Consider the following 18214-nt stretch of genomic DNA (forward strand, 5'->3'; position numbering starts at 1 on the left):
GCGGCTGTCATTTTTTCCGGACCTCGAAAAACTCGCATTCCGCCCTTGTATAGTAGACGAGGTCGCTCACGCTGGATTGAATGACAACGATGCTGTCGTCAAAACGAATGACCGTGCCGCCGTTGTTCACGATAAAGTCGTCCTTGAATACGCGTACCGGATATTTTCGCTTTACGGCTTCTTCAAAGTCCGGATCAGTCGTCAATCTACGGTTGATAGCCATTTTTGCTTTCGCTCCTTTCGCAAAATAACGGATTCGTTAAAAACAGTGTAGGCTTATTTCGGGCTGTTGTCCATGCGGAGGGAAAGGCTTGGTTTATGCCGGATGAGAGGGTACAATATAAGGAACATTCTATAAAAGCAGGAGGATATTATTCATGACCTTACATAATGACAAATTAACCGTATTTATCGGCTCTTACGCGGAAGCGGAGAACAGCGGCGTGTACCGTTATGAATTTGATACGGTCGAAGGGACGCTGACCCTTAAGGAGCAGGCATCCGGATTAAAAAATCCAACCTTCCTTAACGTGGATACTGCGAAAAACAGACTGTATGCCATTGCCGAAGGCGCGGATGCGGAAGGGGCGAAGGTTGGCGATGCGGTTGCTTTTTCGATCGAAGGCAGCGGACTTGCGCAATTAAATCGTAAGCTTGCCATTACGGCGCCGTCCTGCCATATTCAGCGTGATGCGGACAGCGAATTTGTACTGCTGTGCAGCTACCATGGCGGCCGGATCAGCCTTGTGTCGCTTTCGGATAACGGGGAGATCGGCGAGATTCTCGATATTCAGCAGCATGAAGGAAGCGGTCCTCACCCGAACCAGAAAACGCCGCATCCGCACAGCACGAACTTCAGCCCGGACGGCAAATATATTTTTGTGCCGGATCTTGGGATCGACCGGATTGTTGCATACAAGCTGGATAAGGAAAACCGCAAGCTGGTTCGTCACGGCGAGACCGTGGTGCAGCCTGGCGCGGGTCCGCGCCATATGACTTTCCATCCGAACGGACAATTTGCTTTTGTGATCAACGAGCTGGATTCGACGATTAATTCCTTCCGTTACGATGCGGAAAAGGGTACGCTCGAGGCCGTGCAAACGGTGCCGACTCTTCCTGAAGGGTTCGCTGAAGCGAATGGCACTGCGGAAATCGCGATCTCCGGGGACGGTCGTTTCCTCTATGGCTCAAACCGCGGTCATGACAGTCTTGTCGTATTTGCGGTGGATGCGGAGAGCGGACAGCTGACGCTGATTGGACATGTGTCGACGGAAGGAAAACATCCGCGTCATTTTGCCTTGGTACCGGGCGGTCAATTCGCGATCACGGTGAACAAGGATACCAATAATGCAGCGGTATTCCGCATTAGCGAGTCGGGTATGCCGGTGTATACGGGCTATTCGATCGAAATTTCCCAGCCGGTATGCGTCATTCCGGTTCAGCTGTAGTACGAGATAGTTGCAGGAGAGAGTGTGTGGCAGATTCCAGAGCATGCGCGAGGGTGCGTTCAGATCCGTACATGCTGAAATAGCGAGAGTAAGAATGCCGGGGGAGAGTGCATGATGCAGATTCCAGAGCATTTGTGTCAGACGATCAGATCGGTTCACGGCGAAAAAGGCGAGCAGTGGCTGGCGGGCTTCGATAAGCTGCTGCTGGACTGCGAGGAACAATGGGGGATGACGGTAGAATTGCCGTCTCCTTTTGTTTTGTCGTATAACTTTGTGGCCCCGGCCGTGCTGCGGGACGGAACGCCTGCCGTGCTGAAGCTTGGCGTGCCAAGCCGGGAATTCCGCACGGAGCTGGCGGCTTTGCGATTATATGACGGCCGCGGCGCGGTGCGCGTGCTTGCCGCGGACGAGGAGCGGGGAGCGCTATTGATTGAGCGCGTCCGGCCGGGGGTGATGCTGTCGTCGTCGGGATTGAGCGACGACGATGCTGTGCTGGCGGCCGCCGAGGTGATGCGGCGGCTGGCGGTTCCCGCGCCGGACGGGGGAGAATTCCCGTCCGTAGCGGACTGGGCCGCGGGCCTCGCCCGGCTGCGAGAGCGGCATGGCGGCGGCACGGGGCCGCTGCCGGAGCGCGTGGTCAGCCGCGCGGAGGAGGTTTTTCGCCGCCTGCTCGGAGAGGGCGGCGGAGGGTTGTTCTTGCTCCATGGTGACTTGCACCATGGGAATATTTTATCTTCGGGTCATGGCGGGCCGGGATGGCTGGCCATTGACCCGAAGGGTGTGGTTGGGGAAGCGGAATACGGAACGATTCCGCTGCTCTTGAACCAGCTGCCGCCGAAGGGGCAGCGGGAAGTGATCCGGCGCCGCGTGGAGCTGTTATGCGGCGCCCTTGGTCTGGACCACGCCAGGTTACTGGCGTGGGGTTTCGCTCATGCGGTGCTGTCAACCGCATGGTGCGACGAAGACGGCGTCGGCGATATCCCCGCCGCCCTGGAGCGAGCAGCTTGGTTCGAGGAGCTGCTCGACGAACTTCGTCAAGGGCAATAAGAGGCAAAAACCGTGTAACCGTGGCGCGAACGCTCGATTGTCGGGCAGAAGTAGCCCAATAAGACGGAAAAACCGTCTTGCAGCAGGGAGAGCAAGCGAACACGAGAGTGAATTGGCCAAATAAGAGGAAAAAACCGTGTTAGAGTGGCGCGAACGCTCGATTGTCGGGAGGAAGTAGCCTAATAAGACGGAAAAACCGTCTTATCTCGGGGTAGTGCATTCAGGGCAAGGGTGAATGAGCTAAATAGCAGGCAAAAATGCTAAATCAAGCCGGACGCCCCGCACGCGGCAAACTAGTCAAATAGCAGGCAAATTCCCTGCTATAATGCCCGAAACACAGGGCGGCCAGCTTACCGTCCGCCTAACAATCAAGCCGACATCCGTCGGCTTTTTCCATAGCAAAGAAATTTTCCTGGATGGAGCCTATTGACATTTCCAATCTTATACAGTAATTTATTGATAAATAAATAAACGAGGTTGCCTATGACGCCAAGAGAAAAAGACTTCCACGCTGTAACGAATCGGAAAGAACAGATATTAGATGCAGCTGCCTCGCTATTTGCGAATAACGGGTATTACAAGACAACAACCGCTATGGTTGCTGCAGAGGTTGGGGTCACTCAGCCCTACGTGTTTCACTTCTTCAAATCGAAGGAAATATTATATCTCGCTGTCCTTGAAAGAGCGCAGAAGCGGTTGATCCATGCTTTCTCCCAGGTAGAAGCCCCTGCGGAAATGCTCCACCATCATATGGGGGAAGCTTTCAACGAGCTGATGGCCACCCACCGGGATGAGACGCTGCTCTGCATGCAGTCTTACACGACACCGGAGCCGAACGTCCGCGTGATCGTAAAACAGAGATTCGCCGAGGTGCATAAATTAATCACGGAACGGTTCGAGCGGGCGGGGATTCCGAATCCAAGACAGCAAGCCTCGACCTTTATCGCCTGCGGGATGGTTATTACTATGTCCGAGATTCTCGAGCTTCCCATACTTGGCGATTTGGGACATCTGGGCCACACCGAGTAACCTCCCAACCCAAGCCGTTCCGGCTGCCTGATAAAATCCGTTTGCTTCAGAGCGGATTTTTTTAAAGGCTTTTCATTTATTGATTAATAAATAATTAATAGGAGGAGGACCAAGCATGCATCTGATCCGCCATCCCATCTAAATCTATATTTTTTTATGCTTGTATTTATTAATCAATAAATAAAAAACCAAAAAAAGGAGAGATTTAAACATGGTTTCTACCGCTTCCCGTGCTCGGCTGCTTGTTGTTACCTGTATCGCCTTGTTTATGGCTATGCTCGACAATCTGGTTATCGGGGTGGCGCTGCCATCCATCCAAGAGGAATTTCACGCCAGCATGTCCGACCTGCAATGGTTCCTCAATGCGTATACATTAGCTTTTGCGGTGCTGCTTATTCCGTTCAGTGCAATTGGCGACCGTTTTGGCCGCAAAAAAATATTCCTGCTCGGCATCGTGTTGTTCACGCTTGGCTCGCTTGCTTCGGCCCTCAGTACCAGCTCTATCGAGCTGTCGCTGTCGAGGGCGCTGCAGGGAGTAGGCAGCGCGGCTATCATTCCGCTTAGCCTAACGCTTGTGAATGCGGCTTTCCCTCCCGAAAAACGCGCCGCGGCTATCGGCCTATGGTCCGGCATTTCCGGATTAGGACTATCGATAGGACCTTTGGTCGGCGGGATCATTATTAATGGCGCGCCTTGGGAAATGGTCTTCTGGATTAACGTGCCGGTTGGCGTTATTGCCGTTATCCTTGGCGCGTTGTGGCTGACGGAGTCGAAGGGTGAGCGCAAGCCTCTGGACCTGCCGGGGATTGTGCTTCTGGGAGTATCTTTGTTCGGCATCGTGTTTGGTTTAATGCGCGGCAACTCGGAAGGCTGGGATGCCTTTAGCGTATGGGGGGCTATTGCAGGCGGCGCGGTCCTGCTACTTGGTTTCTACTTCTGGGAGCGCAGCCGGAAGCAGCCGTTTGTTCAATTCGACTATTTCAAAAGCCGGACTTACAGCGCTTATCTATCGGCGGGCTTTTGGATGAATGCCGGGATTTTCGGAGCGATATTCCTGCTTACGTTATTCCTGCAGCAAGCCCAAGGCTATTCGGCTCTAGGAGCAGGCGTTAGAGAAATGGTCTGGACCGTCTGCACGATGATCTGCGCACCGCTTGCGGGCTTGCTCGTTGGCAAATACGGATCGAAAAAGATTCTGCTCTTTGGTCTGTTCCTTCAGACAGCGGCTATGATCTATTTTGCCCTTATGATTATCGGCAAGGGCGCGATCTTCCCGTTCGGCTATATCGTTCCGGCGATGATTGCGGCTGGTGCGGGTATGGGCTTTAGCTTTACGCCGCTGTCCCACGGTATTCTGACGTCCGTGCCCGAGCATGCGGCCGGAGAAGCCAGCGGTTTGAGCAATGCATCCCGTGAGCTGGGCGGCGTGTTTGGCGTAGCGATCAGCGGGCTGATCTTCGAAAGCGGCGGTGCCATCACATCACCGGAGGTATTTGGCGATCATCTCGTTCCGGCGCTGTTTGTTCTTGCGGCCATGCTTGCGATCGGCTTCCTGTCGGTTACGTTCCTGATTCGCCGGGGCAAGCCATCGACGGCTGCCGCAAGCGAAACCTCTGTTCCAACACCTCGAGTCGAAACAAGCAATTAACAATTCCTTCATCTATTATATAGAAGAAACAAGTCCAGTTCGGTCGTTCAATGATCCGGCTGGGCTTTTTTTGCATGTCAAAAAAGCCAACGTATTATAGGTTGTCCTTGTTGCAAACGGTTACAATTTGTCGCGAAGATCGGTCCTGCCGGACTACGGGACCGTGGTTAGGAACTCTTCGGCAGCAGAGTCCATAGTCCATCGTCCTACCGCTGGACTAGCTTGTTTTACAATTGGTTTATAGACAAAGACGGAAATGAAGCGGAAAAGAGGTTATTTTCTATGAAAACGGTCGGAATTAACGGTAGGTTATCTGTTTCAGATGGGAATGGCCTTCTTCCGACAACTCAAATAAAGCCCGAAACTGCTTTTTCAGGGGCCAATGGACTCTGAATTAGCGTCAAACCTAGGCCAACGGGCAGGAAATCGGGAGGGTTAGGGAATATGAGAATCCTCTTATTCTTTTTACCCTCCCGGGCAATATCCCGATTATTTGACAGCTGTATGGCGAAAGTCCCTTGCCTACGGTTTTGAATGCGACTGTCTGTAGCAATTCAACTATCCTTCCATCCCCGCGAAAGCCTGTTACTATGCGGCGCAACGCCATTTTCCGGGCCGTCCTGATTCTGTGCCTTAGGTTGTGTATGGAATACCTAGATAAACATCGTTTTTGCATGTGATAAACATAAAAATTACTGGAAATTTTTCTCTTTGAACGATTAATTCTTGATTAGAAATATGAAACATTAGGAAATTCAGCATGCCGTACATAGGAAAAAAATGATAACAGGCTCCTAATTGAAAATATTACCTTCTTCCCTCTATGTTCCCATAACCCTTATGACATAATCAAAGTCGAATGTTGATGGAAAGGGATGGAGGTTATTGTCGTTTTGAGCAGCCAACTGGATTTAAAGGAAATAGTGTGGCTCATTCGGAAAAAGCTTTGGCTGGTCATTCTCGTGACCGTACTTGGTGCGTCTGCGGCGGGAGCCTACAGCGCCTGGGTGATGAAGCCCGTCTATGAAGCCTATACGAAGCTGATCGTCAATTCGACAGCGGGTCAGGCGGGATCATTCAAGCTCGATCTGAATATGATCAACACGAATTTAAGCTTAATTAATACGTACAAGGAAATTATCAAGACCCCGGCCATTATGGACCTGGTGGTAAAGAAGCATCCTGAGCTTGGACTGACAACGCAGCAGTTGATGCATAATATCCGGTTCAGCTCGGTGAATGGTACGCAGGTGGTCACCATCTCTTATCTGGACACGGATTACAAAAGAGCGGCGCAAGTCGTTAATACCGTCTCCTATGTGTTCCAGCAGCAGATTCCGCTCATTATGAAGGTCGACAACGTGTATATCCTGCATACCGCTGACTCGAACGATCAGCCGGTGAAGGTGAAGCCGGAGACCAAGCTCAACATTGCTATCGGATTTGTCGCCGCATTCCTGCTGTCGATAACGCTGGTACTGGCTCTTAATTACTTTGACGATACGTTACGGACGGAAAGCGACGTGGAACGGTATCTTGGCCTTCCTACGCTGGCAGCCATACCGAATATTAAGCAAGGCGATCTGAAGCCGAAGGCGCAGGCCATTGGCAAAACCACGATAGGAAAGGAGGGGGAGAATAGCCATGTCTCGCAGTGATCTTAAGCTTCGCCCGGTCGTTGCCGATGCCAACCCGACCTCCCCGATCTCGGAGGCTTACCGTACCTTGCGTACGAACCTGCAATACGCTGAGACGGACCGCCCGCTGCAGCTTCTGATGGTCACTTCGGCGGGTCCGGAAGAGGGCAAGTCGACAACCATTTTGAATCTGGCCGTTACTTATGCGCAGATGGAGCGGCGAACCATTCTGGTGGATGCCGATCTTCGGAAGCCAACGTCCCATTATAACTTTGGACTCAGCAACCGCACGGGACTGTCGCATGTGTTATCCGGGCAGGCCGACCTCAGTGAAGTCATTAAGGAAACCCGCATTAAGGGACTGGATGTGCTGCCTTCCGGGCCGGTACCGCCGAATCCGTCGGAGCTCCTGGGATCATCCCGGATGGAAGAACTGCTTGGAAAGCTTCGCGAGCAGTACGATATGGTGCTGATCGATACGCCGCCGGTACTGGCCGTAGCGGATGCGCAAGTTGTCGCAAACAAATGCGACGGCGTACTGCTGGTCGTCAATGCGCGTACCGGCAAAAAGCAGCATGCCATCAAAGCGAAAAATGCTCTGCAGTTCGTACAGGCCAGAATCGTTGGCATCGCGCTTAACCAGACCGCTCATCGCGAAGCGGGACCTTATTACGAATATGTCGATCGGACGTGAGACGAGCCAGACTCTAAAGCAGAACCATATATAGATAAACGCAAAGGGAAAAGCTGATGCTTACGAAGTATGAATTACCATAAACGTAGCTGTATTACCGTTGGTAAAGTAATTCATTTAGCTGATGCTTACGAAGTATGAATTACCGCAAACGTAGCTGTGTTACCGCTGGTAAAGTAATTCATTTTAGGAGGAATTAATAATGCGGGCTCATTATCGGACAAAAGTTATTGTGGCGGGGGATCTGGCAGCCGTGCTTGCCAGCTTCGCCATCGCGTATGCGCTTGAACCTACGGCGCCTCAAGGCGGGGCCGTTGCCTGGCTGTCTTATGCAGCGTTAGCGGCAGTCGTTGGCTTCTGGCGGCTCCACCGGCTCCGTATTCACCGCCGGATCTGGCAGTACACCGGCATTTCGGACATGCTTTGCCTCTTGCAGGTGGCCCTGGTCTCGGCTATTGTTCCGTTTGCTGCCTGGTGGGTGATGCAGGGAGAAGCTCATCCGCTGCTTATGCTGCATCACGCGGCAGGCACTTTCCTGCTGCTTACCGCTCCTCGCCTTGCATGGCGTATCTTCTGTGATAAATACAGCGTGAGAAAACCGGCCGGCGGCCGCCGCGCGCTTATTATCGGAGCGGGAAGCTGCGGGACCTTAATCGCGAAGGAAATGATGCAGAACGACGGCGTAAGCGTAACGCCGGTAGGTTTTATCGATGACGACCCGTACAAGCACCGGATGGATATCCTGGGGCTGCAGGTTCTCGGCAACCGCAAGGAGATTGCTTGCGTGGTGGAATCGCATCATATCGACGAGATTATAATCGCGATGCCTTCGGTATCGAAGACTCAAATCTCCGAGCTTGTTAACCTTTGCAAAACAACAAAAGCGAAGCTGAAGATCGTTCCGGATCTTCAGGACATGATTGATAACCGCGGCGCGGCAGGCCGCATGCGCGATGTCAGCGTAGAGGACCTGCTTGGCCGTGACCCGATTCGTACCGATCTCGAGCACATCGCCGGATACGTACAGGAAAAAGTCGTTCTCGTAACGGGAGCGGGCGGTTCAATCGGCTCCGAGCTTTGCCGCCAGATCGCGCCTTTCAAACCAAGCAAGCTGCTGCTTCTTGGCCATGGCGAGAACAGTATCTACACGATTGAAATGGAAATGCGCAGCGCATTCCCGCAACTGGCTATCGAGACGGTTATCGCCGATGTACAGGACCGCACGCGGATCGACAGCGTGTTTGCCAAATTCAAGCCGCAGGTTGTTTTCCATGCCGCAGCGCATAAGCATGTGCCGCTGATGGAACGCAACCCGGCGGAAGCCATTAAGAACAACGTATTCGGAACAAAAAACGTCGCCGAATGCGCAGATGCGTACGGAGCGGAACGCTTCGTGCTGATCTCGACGGATAAAGCCGTTAACCCGACAAGCGTGATGGGTACAACCAAACGGATCGCCGAGATGTTTATTCAATCTCTCGACATGCACAGCAATACGAAGTTTGTGGCCGTACGGTTCGGCAACGTGCTTGGCAGCCGCGGCAGCGTTATTCCGCGCTTCAAGGACCAGATTGTCAAAGGTGGTCCGGTGACGGTTACCCACCCGGAGATGGTGCGGTATTTCATGACGATTCCGGAAGCCGTTCAACTTGTTATTCAAGCAGGCTCGTTCGCCAAGGGCGGCGAGGTATTTATCCTCGATATGGGCAAGCCGGTCAAAATTTACGATCTGGCCGTCGACCTGATCCGTTTGTCGGGCTACGAGCCGCATGTCGATATCGACATTACGTTCTCCGGCATGCGCGAGGGCGAGAAGCTGTATGAAGAGCTGCTGACGAATGAAGAAGGTCTTTCTTCCACGAAGCATAACCGGATCTTTATCGGCAGACCGGTACAGCTCAACCGCAAAGAGCTTGATTTCGAGATTCGCAAGATGGAAAAAGTACTTGGCCAGCATCCGGATGATATCCGGGCGGTTCTGCAGCATCTGGTACCAACCTACCGCAATGGCGGAGCAACGGCTGCCGGTTAACGCTGTTAACTAATGTTTATCTTTTGAGGAGTGTGCAGCATGAAACTCGGCGGTAAGGAGGGCGGCGCCTCAAGCGGAAGCTCGGGCGCCGGCTCCATTCGAACGCTAATTACTTCGCGGCTCAGCCGGGGAGGAGGCGCCAGCTTCCTGATCAACTCCGTTGGGATGGGACTGGCAATGCTGCTGCAGATTGCGCTTGCCCGGCTGCTCGGCGTAAAAGATTACGGAATATATGCTTTTGTAACTACGGTCGTAACGTTTATGGTGTTCCCGGCGAAGCTTGGCTTTGATACCGCAACGGTAAAGCTTGTCTCCGCCTATCGGGTGAAAGGCGACTGGCCTTTGATCAAAGGGCTGCTTCGCCGGAGCAATCAGATTGGCTTCACGCTATCCATTCTTGCCGCGCTTATCGGCATTGCCGTTGTTGTCTTGATGGACTGGGGCAGGGGCGGACAAGGCGGAAGCGAAGCCCACGCCAAGACGATTGCTTATATCGCCGGCTTTGCCGCGATTCCGCTTCTAACCCTCGCCACCCTGCGCCAAAGCGCGCTGCAGGCAATGAAGGATGCGTTATTCGCGCAAATGCCTGAAAAGATTATTCGCCCGGTGCTAACGATTGTTTTTGTTGCGGTGCTTGGCGCTGCCGGCGTGAAGCTTGGCGCCGCGATGGCGCTGCTCTGCTTCGCGATTGCAACGGCTGTCACTTACGTGATTGGCGCGATTGTGCTGAAGAAGAGAATCGGCTCGCAGACGGCTGCGGTCAAGCCTAATTACGAGACAAGAGGCTGGCTGCGATTATCATCGTCGTTAATGATCAATGCCGGCATGTATTTGATTCTTGGACAATTAAACGTGTTAATGATGGGCTTTATGCGGGGAGAGACCGAGTCGGGCCTGTTCTCGGCAGCGGTCCGGCTGGCCGTTCTGGTGTCGTTTATGCTGACCGCCGTGAATATGACGGCATCGCCGCTTGTATCCGAAAAGTATGCAAAAGGCGATATGGCCGGACTCCAGCGGGTATGCATCCGGACGGGACGGATCGGATTTGCTTTCGCGGCGGTTGTGTTTGCCTACTTCGTCGTGCTTGGCCATTGGACGCTTGGATTGTTTGGTCCGGAGTTCATGAAGGCTTACCCGTCCCTGCTGATTCTGGCCTTCGGCCAGCTGTTCAGCGCTTATTGCGGACAGAACGGCACCGTCGCTACGATGACCGGACGCCAGAACGCGCTGACCAAAGTGCTGATCGCTGCCGCGGCCCTTAATGCGGCGCTTAACGCGCTGCTGATTCCAACAATGGGTATGCTTGGCGGGGCTCTTGCCTCTACGCTGTCGATTATCGTCTGGAACTCGGCAGCCGTGCTGCTGGTTAGACGCAAACCGGGCGTTCAGACGCTGGCTTGGGCACCAAGCCTGTCATTCGCAAGAAAGAGGGGGAATTACTCGTGAAGAAAGTATTGTTGGCGGGGGTTCCGAAATCGCCGAATTTGGGCGATGGCCTCATCGCCTATACGTTAAACCGGATTATCTCTATGCGCGGCAAACATCAGGTTATTCATTTCGATCTGCTTGACGGCCGCTGCGATCAATCGATGCCGATCTACTCGGCGCGGGGCGGTCTGCATTATGCATTAGCAGGCCCTCCGGCATCGGCGGCCGCGCAATATGCTTCGGCACCGGCCGTGAAGCTGAACAGCGCCGGCTCGAGCAAGAAGATGACGCCGGACTCGCTCCGACGCCTAAAGGCTTATTGGATTCACCGCAGCAAGAACGAGAAGCTGAACCGCGAGCTGCAGCAGGCTGTCGAGGAGTCGGAAGCGGTATTTATCGGGGGCGGGCATCTGCTTATCGATACGTACTGGACATTCCCGCTGGCTGTTCGCCGCGTAGCGGATGAGGCGAAGCGCCAAGGCAAGCCGCTTCATATTTTGCTTGTTGGCGCACGCGGGCCTTGGAGCACCCAGGCCAGGCGCTGGCTGCTCGGAGCTTGCCGGTATGCCACGTCGATCGCGGTGCGGGATGAAGATTCGCGGCGGTTCCTGCTTGACCTTGATCCGAAGCTTGCGGTCAAGACGGTTACGTTAGCCGACCCGGCGTTGTTCACGCCGGAGGCCTTTGGCTTGACGGAGGCAGCGGCGGGGCAGGAGAAGTCGGGGAGACGAAAGGTTGGCCTTGGCGTAATGGACCCGCATGAGATGAACCGTCACTGCGAGCTCCGTTGGGAGCGCGAGGCTTGCGCCGATTGGTGGCTGCAGGCGGCGAAGGTCGCGATTGGAGCGGGCCATAACGTAAGCTTCTTCACCAACGGCGCGGCATCGGATAACGCGTTTGTCGAGGAGTTTGTGAAGCCGCGTCTGGCAGGGCTGAAGGGTGTCGAGTTCACTCCGTATCCGACAACGGTAGAACAGCTGGTCGGCACGATTGCCGCCTGCGATACCGTTATTGCGCAGCGGCTACATGCCTGCATTCCTTCGCTTGCGATGGGCAAGCCAACGTACGGTCTGATCTGGGACCGGAAGCTTGAGAATATTTTCGCCGATCTCGGCATGAAGAGCCAGCTGATCGACTTCCGCGAGAGCAGGCAGCAGCTTGCCGCGGCGGTGGACGGGAGGATGGCGGACTCAGGACCGGCCATTGACGCTAAGAAGCTGCAGCTCTATGAACATATCGGGAGAATACTGCCATGAGCCATACCAAAATCAAAGTGCTGCATGTCGTTGGACGCATGCATCCCGGAGGCATCGAAACGCTGCTGATGAATGTATACCGGAACATTGACCGGGACAAATACGAATTTCATTTTGCCGTGCAGTCGCCGGAGCCTTCCTTCTACGATGACGAGATCCGGGCGCTTGGAGGAACCATCTTTGTTCAGCCGCCGCCAAAGGACGGAATTCGTTCCTTCCGCAAGCAGCTGACGGCCAACATGAACAAATACGGTCCTTACGCCGCGGTACACAGTCATGTATTCGGCTTCAGCGGGTACGTGCTTAAGCTGGCGGACAAGCTTGGCGTACCGGTGCGGATCAGTCACAGTCACAACACGAGCGACAGCAAGTCGACGTCGCTGGTTCGCAATCTGTACCGCTCGTATATGCGCAGCCTGATCAGCCGCCACTCAACCAATATGCTGGGCTGCTCGCGGGCGGCATGCGAGTCTCTCTTCGGGAACGGCTGCTGGAAGGACGGACGCGTGGACGTGTTCCCGAACGCCATTACGCTGGCTCCTTACGAGTCGCTTGTACAGGTGAACCGCGAGGAGCTTCGCCGCCGCTTCGGCGCGGAAGAGGATGAGCTGCTGATTGGCCATATCGGCCGGTTCAGCAAGCAGAAGAATCACGCGCTGTTGCTGGACAGCTTCGCAAGCCTGGTGAAGCAGCGTCCGAAGTCCCGTCTTCTGCTCTGCGGCGACGGGCCGCTTCGGCCGGAGATGGAAGAGAAGGCGCGCGGGCTTGGAATAGCGGACAAAGTCAATTTCCTTGGCCTCCGCAAGGATGTGCCGGAGCTGCTGGGCGCACTTGACGCCTTTGTCTTGCCGTCGCTGTATGAGGGACTTGGCATCGTGCTCATTGAAGCGCAGGCTGCGGGCGTTCCGTGCCTGATCTCCGAGACGGTACCGCGGGAAGCGGATTTGCGAATCGGCTTGATCGAGCGTCTTGCGCTGAACGACCCGCCGGAGCGCTGGGCGGAAGCGATGGCCAGCATCGGCGAGCGAAGAGCCCGAGGCGGCGGGGAATGGCAGGAAAGAGCGGCAGCGCTGGGCGAGCGCGGCTACGATATCCGCGTAAGCGCGGAAAAGCTGGAGCGTCTCTATGCAGGCTGACCGTTTAGTCGATACGCGGAAAATCATGCTGGTCGGTTATTCCGTTCTGCTGATACTGACGGCGAAGTGGGCTTTTGCCGCGGATGAAAGGCTATCGCTTATTCTTTACAGCGGACTGCTGCTGCCGTTCTTCGTGCTCATGCGCTGGCCGAATGCGCCGGTGCTGCTGATGGCGAGCTTTACGGTTACGCTGGCGGGTAAAGCCATCTATGCGGCAACCGTCAATCCGCTGGCCGGGCCGGACGAGATCCACTACTACGAGCAGGTGACAACCTTCGAGAAGCTGTCGCAATTTATGCCGTATGCCATGGAGCAGATTCAGACCAGTTGGATGAATGTTTCCGCGTACCCGGTATTTGGCCTGCTGTATATGCCGTTCTTCAAATGGCTGGAGCTGGATGATCCGCTGGCGATTATTTTGTTCAACACGGTGCTGCTCATTCTGATCGTTAATAGCACGTACAAGCTGAACGCAAGCCGCTTCGGGTACGAGCTTCCGGATCCGGAGAACGCGAAGCAGCCTTTTGTTATCGTCTCGGTGATTGGATTAATGCTTAGTCCGTCGCTGATGTACATGTCCTCCTTGTTCGCAAAAGACATTACCTGCGTATGGCTGGGGCTGCTCGGGGCATTGCTATTGGTCCGCAAGAGATGGCTGCTGTTCATCATTGTCATCCTGTACGCGACGGGGCTTAGGGATTACGCGATTATTTATACGCTGAGCTTTTACTTCTTGTATACCCAAAAGGTCCGCACTGCGGTCTGCGTCATGATTGGGGCGACAGGTCTTCTGTTTATGATGATTGGTCCGCTGGGTATTATCAACGCCACGATGCTGTCGATCTTTCTGTTCCTCAGTCCGAATCCGATCAAATTCAGCAACTGGGAGCCGGAGCTGCTGCTTCGGACGCTGGAAGCGGTGTTTATGGGCATTATCCTTATGATCTCGGTCTATCAGGCGATCGTCTACAAGGAGACGAGAAAGTTTTACCTGATGGCAGCGGCGCTTATCTTCACCTACGCTTGCACGCTGGTACTGGTCGGTTATGTCACGATTACGGGCCGAGAACTGGACTATGGCGTCGGGACGATAGGGGACAACATGGTGCGCAAGAAGCTGCCGGTCCTGCCGATTCTTTATACGATTGCAGCCTACGCCATTATGTGGTGCCGCAAAATCTTTATTCTGAAACATCGGAAAATTCAGTCTTTAAAGGCTGAACAAGACCGCGAGTTGAAGCAGCAAGAAGCTGCTCGCGTGCCGGCTGGAGGTGCGGCTGCACCTGCTTGGCATGGAAGGCTTGCCGGCGGAAAGGGGGCGCAAGGACATGGCGGAACAAGAACAACGACGTAGGGCAGGTGAATGGACGGGAGATCGATTGGAACGGAGCGCGGTCCATAAGACGAAAAAAAGAGGCCGCGACCAGTTCGGCCGCTTCCGCGGCCTGCTGCGTATAGCGGAGGCCATGCTGAAGCCGGTGCCAAGGCCGCTGCTGCAGTGGATGTGGGTGCTAAGCGACTGGCTGCCGGATTTGCCGGGCGTCGCTATGCGGTACGTCCTGCTGAGAAGAATGGCGAAGCGCTGCGGCGACAACGTGTTGATCGGACGCTCGGTGGAGCTCCGTTATCCGGAGCGGCTGGTCATTGGCTCGAATGTAAGCATTCATAAGCAATGCTACATCGATGCTTACGGCGGGCTGATCATCGAGGACGAAGTATCCATCGCGCATCAATCGTCGGTTGTTTCGTTCCAGCATACCTGGAACGATCCGTCGCTTCCGATCCGCGACAACCCGGTCATGGGTTCGGCTATCCGGATCGGCCGCGATGTATGGGTCGGCTGCGGCGTGCGTATCCTGGCCGGCGTCGAGATTGGGGCCCGTTCGGTTATCGCCGCGGGCGCCGTAGTGAACAAGCCGGTTGCCGCCGGCATGTTGGCAGCGGGCGTTCCGGCACGCGCCGTGAAAAGCATCGGGGCGGGAACGTCTCCCGCGCCGGAAGGTGCGTAGGGAGAAGGCGCAAATGCCGGCGGAAAGCTGCAGTCATGGGGTATTTAAGGTCCTTAAGGGACCTTAAGCTGCGGAAGAAGCAGCTGGTTAGGGTCGTTAAGGTTCCTGAGGGACCTTAGGGCGTGGGAGAAAGCGCAAATGCCAGCGGAAAGCGGCAGTCATGGGGTATTTAAGGTCCTTAAGGGACCTTAAGCTGCGGAAGTAGCAGCTGGTTAGGGTCGTTAAGGTCCCTGAGGGACCTTATGGCGTGGGAGAAGGCGCAAAAATCGGCGGAAAGCGATAGTCGTGGAGTATTTAAGGTCCTTAAGGGACCTTAAGCTGCGAAAGTAGCAGCTGGTTAGGGTCATTAAGGTCCCTGAGGGACCTTAGGTTAATGTGGAACACGCCCGAGGCGGGAAAAACCGCCGCCGCTGGGCAATAGAAACAGAAGGAGGGAAAGACATGAAGGTGCTGTGGGCACATGACCATACGTTTTATTTTAACGAATCGGGGAAATTTTTCTCCGGCGGCAAGCTGCCTTATGCGGTGTGGGAACGGTATCTAGGCGTATTCGACCAGATTACGGTTGCAGCCCGGGGCAAGAAGGCATCCTCGGATGAAGATATGGCGGGCAAGACGCTGTCGAGCGGACCCAATGTGGATTTCCTTGTACTTCCGTCACTGAGTAATCCGGTCAATAAAATGACGAAGCGGGGCTACATCGAACAGCTTCTGCAGGAGGCGATCGGCAAGGCTGACGCCGTTATCGCGCGCGTGCCAAGCGAAATCGGCGCCGAAGCGATCCGGGTTGCGCGACAAATGGGCAAGCCTTACGCGGTTGAAGTCGTAGCCTGCGCTTGGGACGGACTATGGAATTACGGCAATCTGCAGGGCAAGCTGTACGCGCCGTTCTCGCTCAACCAGACACGGGCGATCGTGAAGGATGCGCCTTATGCGCTGTATGTAACCGAGCGGTTCCTGCAGCAGCGTTACCCGAATATCGGCGGCAAGACGGAATCCTGCTCCAATGTGGAAATTCCGGAGCCGGGCGACGAAGTGCTGACACGCCGATTGGAGCGCCTGCAGGCAATGAGCCCGGATTCGCCGATGACGATTGGGCTGATCGGCTCGCTGAACGGACGCACGAAAGGGATCGACATCGCCCTTCGCGCCATTGCCAAAGCGAAGGAGCAGCTGCCTTCAGCCAAGTTCCGCGTGCTTGGCGACGGGGACCCGGTACGCTGGCAGGCTATGGCCGAAAAGCTGGGCATCGGAAGCATGGTCTCTTTCGAAGGCGTGCTGCCAAGCGGCGGGGCTGTATTCGAATGGCTGGACGGCATCGATCTGTATCTGCAGCCAAGCTACCAGGAAGGACTGCCGCGGGCCACGATTGAAGCGATGAGCCGGGGATGCCCGGTGCTTGGATCTACGGCAGGCGGTATCCCGGAGTTGATCCACGAGAGCTGCCTGCATCGTCCGGGCCAAGTCGGCCAGTTGTCCGAGCAGATCAAACGAGCGACGTTTGACCGCAAATGGCTGAAGGAGCAGGCAGAGCAGAATTTCGGCAAGTCGAAGCAATTCACGAAGCAGCGGCTTGATGCGAAGCGACAGGCGTTCTGGCAGTCTTTTGGCGATATGGTGAGGCAAGGGGCTTTGAAGGATTCGGTAGCAGAAGCCGCGGCCGCTTCAGAACAAGTTCTTACAGACAAAACGGAGCAAAACGAGACCTATACAAGCAGTGAAACAACAAGCACAAGCACAAGCACAAGCACAAGCGAGAGCAGAGAAAGGGTGGGGGCTATATGACGATTTTGGTGACGGGAGCAGCCGGATTTATCGGCTTCCATTTGAGCGCGAGACTGCTGAAGGAAGGCAAGCGCGTCGTAGGGCTGGACAATTTCAACGATTACTACGATGTGCAGCTGAAGCGGGACCGCTGGTCGCAGCTGGTCGCTTCGCCGTCCTTCAAGGGAGCCGAGCAGGATTTGGCGGATTACGAAGGTCTGCTGGCATTGATCCGGGAGGAAGGCGTGACGACGATCGTCCACTTGGCAGCTCAGGCGGGTGTGCGTTACAGCCTCACGAATCCTTTTGCTTATCTGGAGACGAACCTGCAGGGCTTCGGCCATGTGCTGGAGGCTTCGCGCCAGGCGGGCATCAAGCATCTGGTCTACGCTTCCTCCAGTTCCGTGTACGGCGCCAACGTCAGCATGCCGTTCTCGGTCAGCGACAATGTGGACCATCCGGTCAGCCTGTATGCGGCAACGAAAAAATCCAACGAGCTGATGGCGCATGCCTACAGCCATTTATATAACCTGCCAACGACGGGACTCCGGTTCTTCACCGTATACGGTCCATGGGGCCGGCCGGATATGGCGTACTTCAGCTTTACGCAGAAAATTATGGCTGGACAGCCGATTCAGGTGTTTAACGAAGGCAAAATGCAGCGCGATTTTACGTATATCGACGACATTGTGGAGGGCATTTACCGTCTGCTCGAGCGCGCGCCGCAGCCGAACGCGGAGTGGGATCGCGTCGATCCAGATCCGGGCACAAGCTATGCGCCTTACAAGGTATACAACATCGGCAATAACAAGCCGGTTGAGCTTATGGCGTTCATCAACACGATCGAGGACAAGCTGGGGCGCAAAGCGGTTATGGAGTTCAAGCCGATGCAGCCGGGCGACGTCACGGCGACCTACGCGGACATCGACGGATTGATGGCCGATGTGGATTTCCGTCCGGAGACAACGATTGAGGAAGGCATCGGACGTTTTGCCGAGTGGTACAAATCGTACTACGGCGCCCAAGCAGATCTGCAGACGGCGGTAAAGGCGGCGGGACAATGAATCAAAAAATAGCCCATATCTG

Annotated in this window: 15 protein-coding genes; 14 read left to right on the forward strand and 1 reads right to left on the reverse strand. The window is 55.0% G+C overall.

The features are described 5' to 3' along the window. Window positions 1-7: 7 nt before the first annotated feature. Window positions 8-223, reverse strand: a complete 216-nt coding sequence (locus WFJ73_RS26610; protein WP_132311417.1) for a hypothetical protein — start codon at window positions 221-223, stop codon at window positions 8-10. Between the two features lie 154 nt (window positions 224-377). Here WFJ73_RS26610 and WFJ73_RS26615 point away from each other — a divergent pair, with 154 nt between their 5' ends. The 14 genes from WFJ73_RS26615 (at window position 378) to WFJ73_RS26680 (ending at window position 18192) form a co-directional block, all read left to right on the forward strand. Continuing rightward, the gene (locus WFJ73_RS26615) at window positions 378-1448 is read left to right on the forward strand and encodes a lactonase family protein (protein ID WP_336775969.1); all 1071 of its coding nucleotides are present in this window, start codon (window positions 378-380) and stop codon (window positions 1446-1448) included. A gap of 111 nt (window positions 1449-1559) precedes the next feature. Continuing rightward, window positions 1560-2495, forward strand: coding sequence for an aminoglycoside phosphotransferase family protein (locus WFJ73_RS26620; protein WP_336775970.1), 936 nt, complete (start codon window positions 1560-1562; stop codon window positions 2493-2495). Window positions 2496-2978: 483 nt separating this feature from the next. Beyond that, window positions 2979-3524 carry a TetR/AcrR family transcriptional regulator gene (locus tag WFJ73_RS26625; protein WP_336775971.1) on the forward strand — a complete coding sequence of 182 codons (546 nt, stop codon included), beginning with the start codon at window positions 2979-2981 and terminating at the stop codon, window positions 3522-3524. Between the two features lie 211 nt (window positions 3525-3735). Beyond that, entirely contained in the window at window positions 3736-5172 is a 1437-nt protein-coding gene (locus tag WFJ73_RS26630; RefSeq protein ID WP_336775972.1) for an MFS transporter, read from the forward strand. Between the two features lie 893 nt (window positions 5173-6065). Beyond that, window positions 6066-6830 carry a YveK family protein gene (locus WFJ73_RS26635; RefSeq protein ID WP_336775973.1) on the forward strand — a complete coding sequence of 255 codons (765 nt, stop codon included), beginning with the start codon at window positions 6066-6068 and terminating at the stop codon, window positions 6828-6830. After that, window positions 6817-7503 carry a CpsD/CapB family tyrosine-protein kinase gene (locus tag WFJ73_RS26640; protein WP_336775974.1) on the forward strand — a complete coding sequence of 229 codons (687 nt, stop codon included), beginning with the start codon at window positions 6817-6819 and terminating at the stop codon, window positions 7501-7503. Before WFJ73_RS26635 ends, WFJ73_RS26640 begins: the two co-directional genes overlap by 14 nt. 202 nt (window positions 7504-7705) lie before the next feature. Then, window positions 7706-9535: a polysaccharide biosynthesis protein gene (locus tag WFJ73_RS26645; protein WP_336775975.1), complete on the forward strand. Its 1830-nt coding sequence runs from the start codon at window positions 7706-7708 to the stop codon at window positions 9533-9535. A 39-nt stretch (window positions 9536-9574) separates the two neighbouring features. Beyond that, window positions 9575-10981 carry an oligosaccharide flippase family protein gene (locus WFJ73_RS26650; protein ID WP_336775976.1) on the forward strand — a complete coding sequence of 469 codons (1407 nt, stop codon included), beginning with the start codon at window positions 9575-9577 and terminating at the stop codon, window positions 10979-10981. Next, entirely contained in the window at window positions 10978-12219 is a 1242-nt protein-coding gene (locus tag WFJ73_RS26655; protein WP_336775977.1) for a polysaccharide pyruvyl transferase family protein, read from the forward strand. Before WFJ73_RS26650 ends, WFJ73_RS26655 begins: the two co-directional genes overlap by 4 nt. Beyond that, window positions 12216-13355 (forward strand): glycosyltransferase family 1 protein, encoded by a 1140-nt coding sequence (locus WFJ73_RS26660; protein ID WP_336775978.1) that lies wholly within the window; start codon window positions 12216-12218, stop codon window positions 13353-13355. Before WFJ73_RS26655 ends, WFJ73_RS26660 begins: the two co-directional genes overlap by 4 nt. Beyond that, entirely contained in the window at window positions 13345-14709 is a 1365-nt protein-coding gene (locus WFJ73_RS26665; RefSeq protein ID WP_336775979.1) for a hypothetical protein, read from the forward strand. Before WFJ73_RS26660 ends, WFJ73_RS26665 begins: the two co-directional genes overlap by 11 nt. After that, a complete protein-coding gene (locus tag WFJ73_RS26670) occupies window positions 14684-15364 on the forward strand; it encodes an acyltransferase (RefSeq protein WP_336775980.1) in 681 nt (226 codons plus the stop codon). Before WFJ73_RS26665 ends, WFJ73_RS26670 begins: the two co-directional genes overlap by 26 nt. A 441-nt stretch (window positions 15365-15805) precedes the next feature. Continuing rightward, a complete protein-coding gene (locus tag WFJ73_RS26675; protein WP_336775981.1) occupies window positions 15806-17149 on the forward strand; it encodes a glycosyltransferase family 4 protein in 1344 nt (447 codons plus the stop codon). Next, entirely contained in the window at window positions 17146-18192 is a 1047-nt protein-coding gene (locus tag WFJ73_RS26680) for an NAD-dependent epimerase (protein ID WP_336775982.1), read from the forward strand. The genes WFJ73_RS26675 and WFJ73_RS26680 overlap by 4 nt, the downstream gene beginning before the upstream one ends. Window positions 18193-18214 lie beyond the last annotated feature (22 nt).

Origin of the sequence: Paenibacillus sp. MMO-58, assembly GCF_037146255.1 — a bacterium.
Taxonomy (GTDB): domain Bacteria; phylum Bacillota; class Bacilli; order Paenibacillales; family Paenibacillaceae; genus Pristimantibacillus.

Bases quoted from the DNA above. Each gene is read 5' to 3' on its own strand.
- WFJ73_RS26610 (WP_132311417.1), bottom strand. From the start codon at position 223: ATGGCTATCAACCGTAGATTGACGACTGATCCGGACTTTGAAGAAGCC.
- WFJ73_RS26615 (WP_336775969.1), top strand. From the start codon at position 378: ATGACCTTACATAATGACAAATTAACCGTATTTATCGGCTCTTACGCG.
- WFJ73_RS26620 (WP_336775970.1), top strand. From the start codon at position 1,560: ATGATGCAGATTCCAGAGCATTTGTGTCAGACGATCAGATCGGTTCAC.
- WFJ73_RS26625 (WP_336775971.1), top strand. From the start codon at position 2,979: ATGACGCCAAGAGAAAAAGACTTCCACGCTGTAACGAATCGGAAAGAA.
- WFJ73_RS26630 (WP_336775972.1), top strand. From the start codon at position 3,736: ATGGTTTCTACCGCTTCCCGTGCTCGGCTGCTTGTTGTTACCTGTATC.
- WFJ73_RS26640 (WP_336775974.1), top strand. From the start codon at position 6,817: ATGTCTCGCAGTGATCTTAAGCTTCGCCCGGTCGTTGCCGATGCCAAC.
- WFJ73_RS26645 (WP_336775975.1), top strand. From the start codon at position 7,706: ATGCGGGCTCATTATCGGACAAAAGTTATTGTGGCGGGGGATCTGGCA.
- WFJ73_RS26650 (WP_336775976.1), top strand. From the start codon at position 9,575: ATGAAACTCGGCGGTAAGGAGGGCGGCGCCTCAAGCGGAAGCTCGGGC.
- WFJ73_RS26660 (WP_336775978.1), top strand. From the start codon at position 12,216: ATGAGCCATACCAAAATCAAAGTGCTGCATGTCGTTGGACGCATGCAT.
- WFJ73_RS26665 (WP_336775979.1), top strand. From the start codon at position 13,345: ATGCAGGCTGACCGTTTAGTCGATACGCGGAAAATCATGCTGGTCGGT.
- WFJ73_RS26670 (WP_336775980.1), top strand. From the start codon at position 14,684: ATGGCGGAACAAGAACAACGACGTAGGGCAGGTGAATGGACGGGAGAT.
- WFJ73_RS26675 (WP_336775981.1), top strand. From the start codon at position 15,806: ATGAAGGTGCTGTGGGCACATGACCATACGTTTTATTTTAACGAATCG.
- WFJ73_RS26680 (WP_336775982.1), top strand. From the start codon at position 17,146: ATGACGATTTTGGTGACGGGAGCAGCCGGATTTATCGGCTTCCATTTG.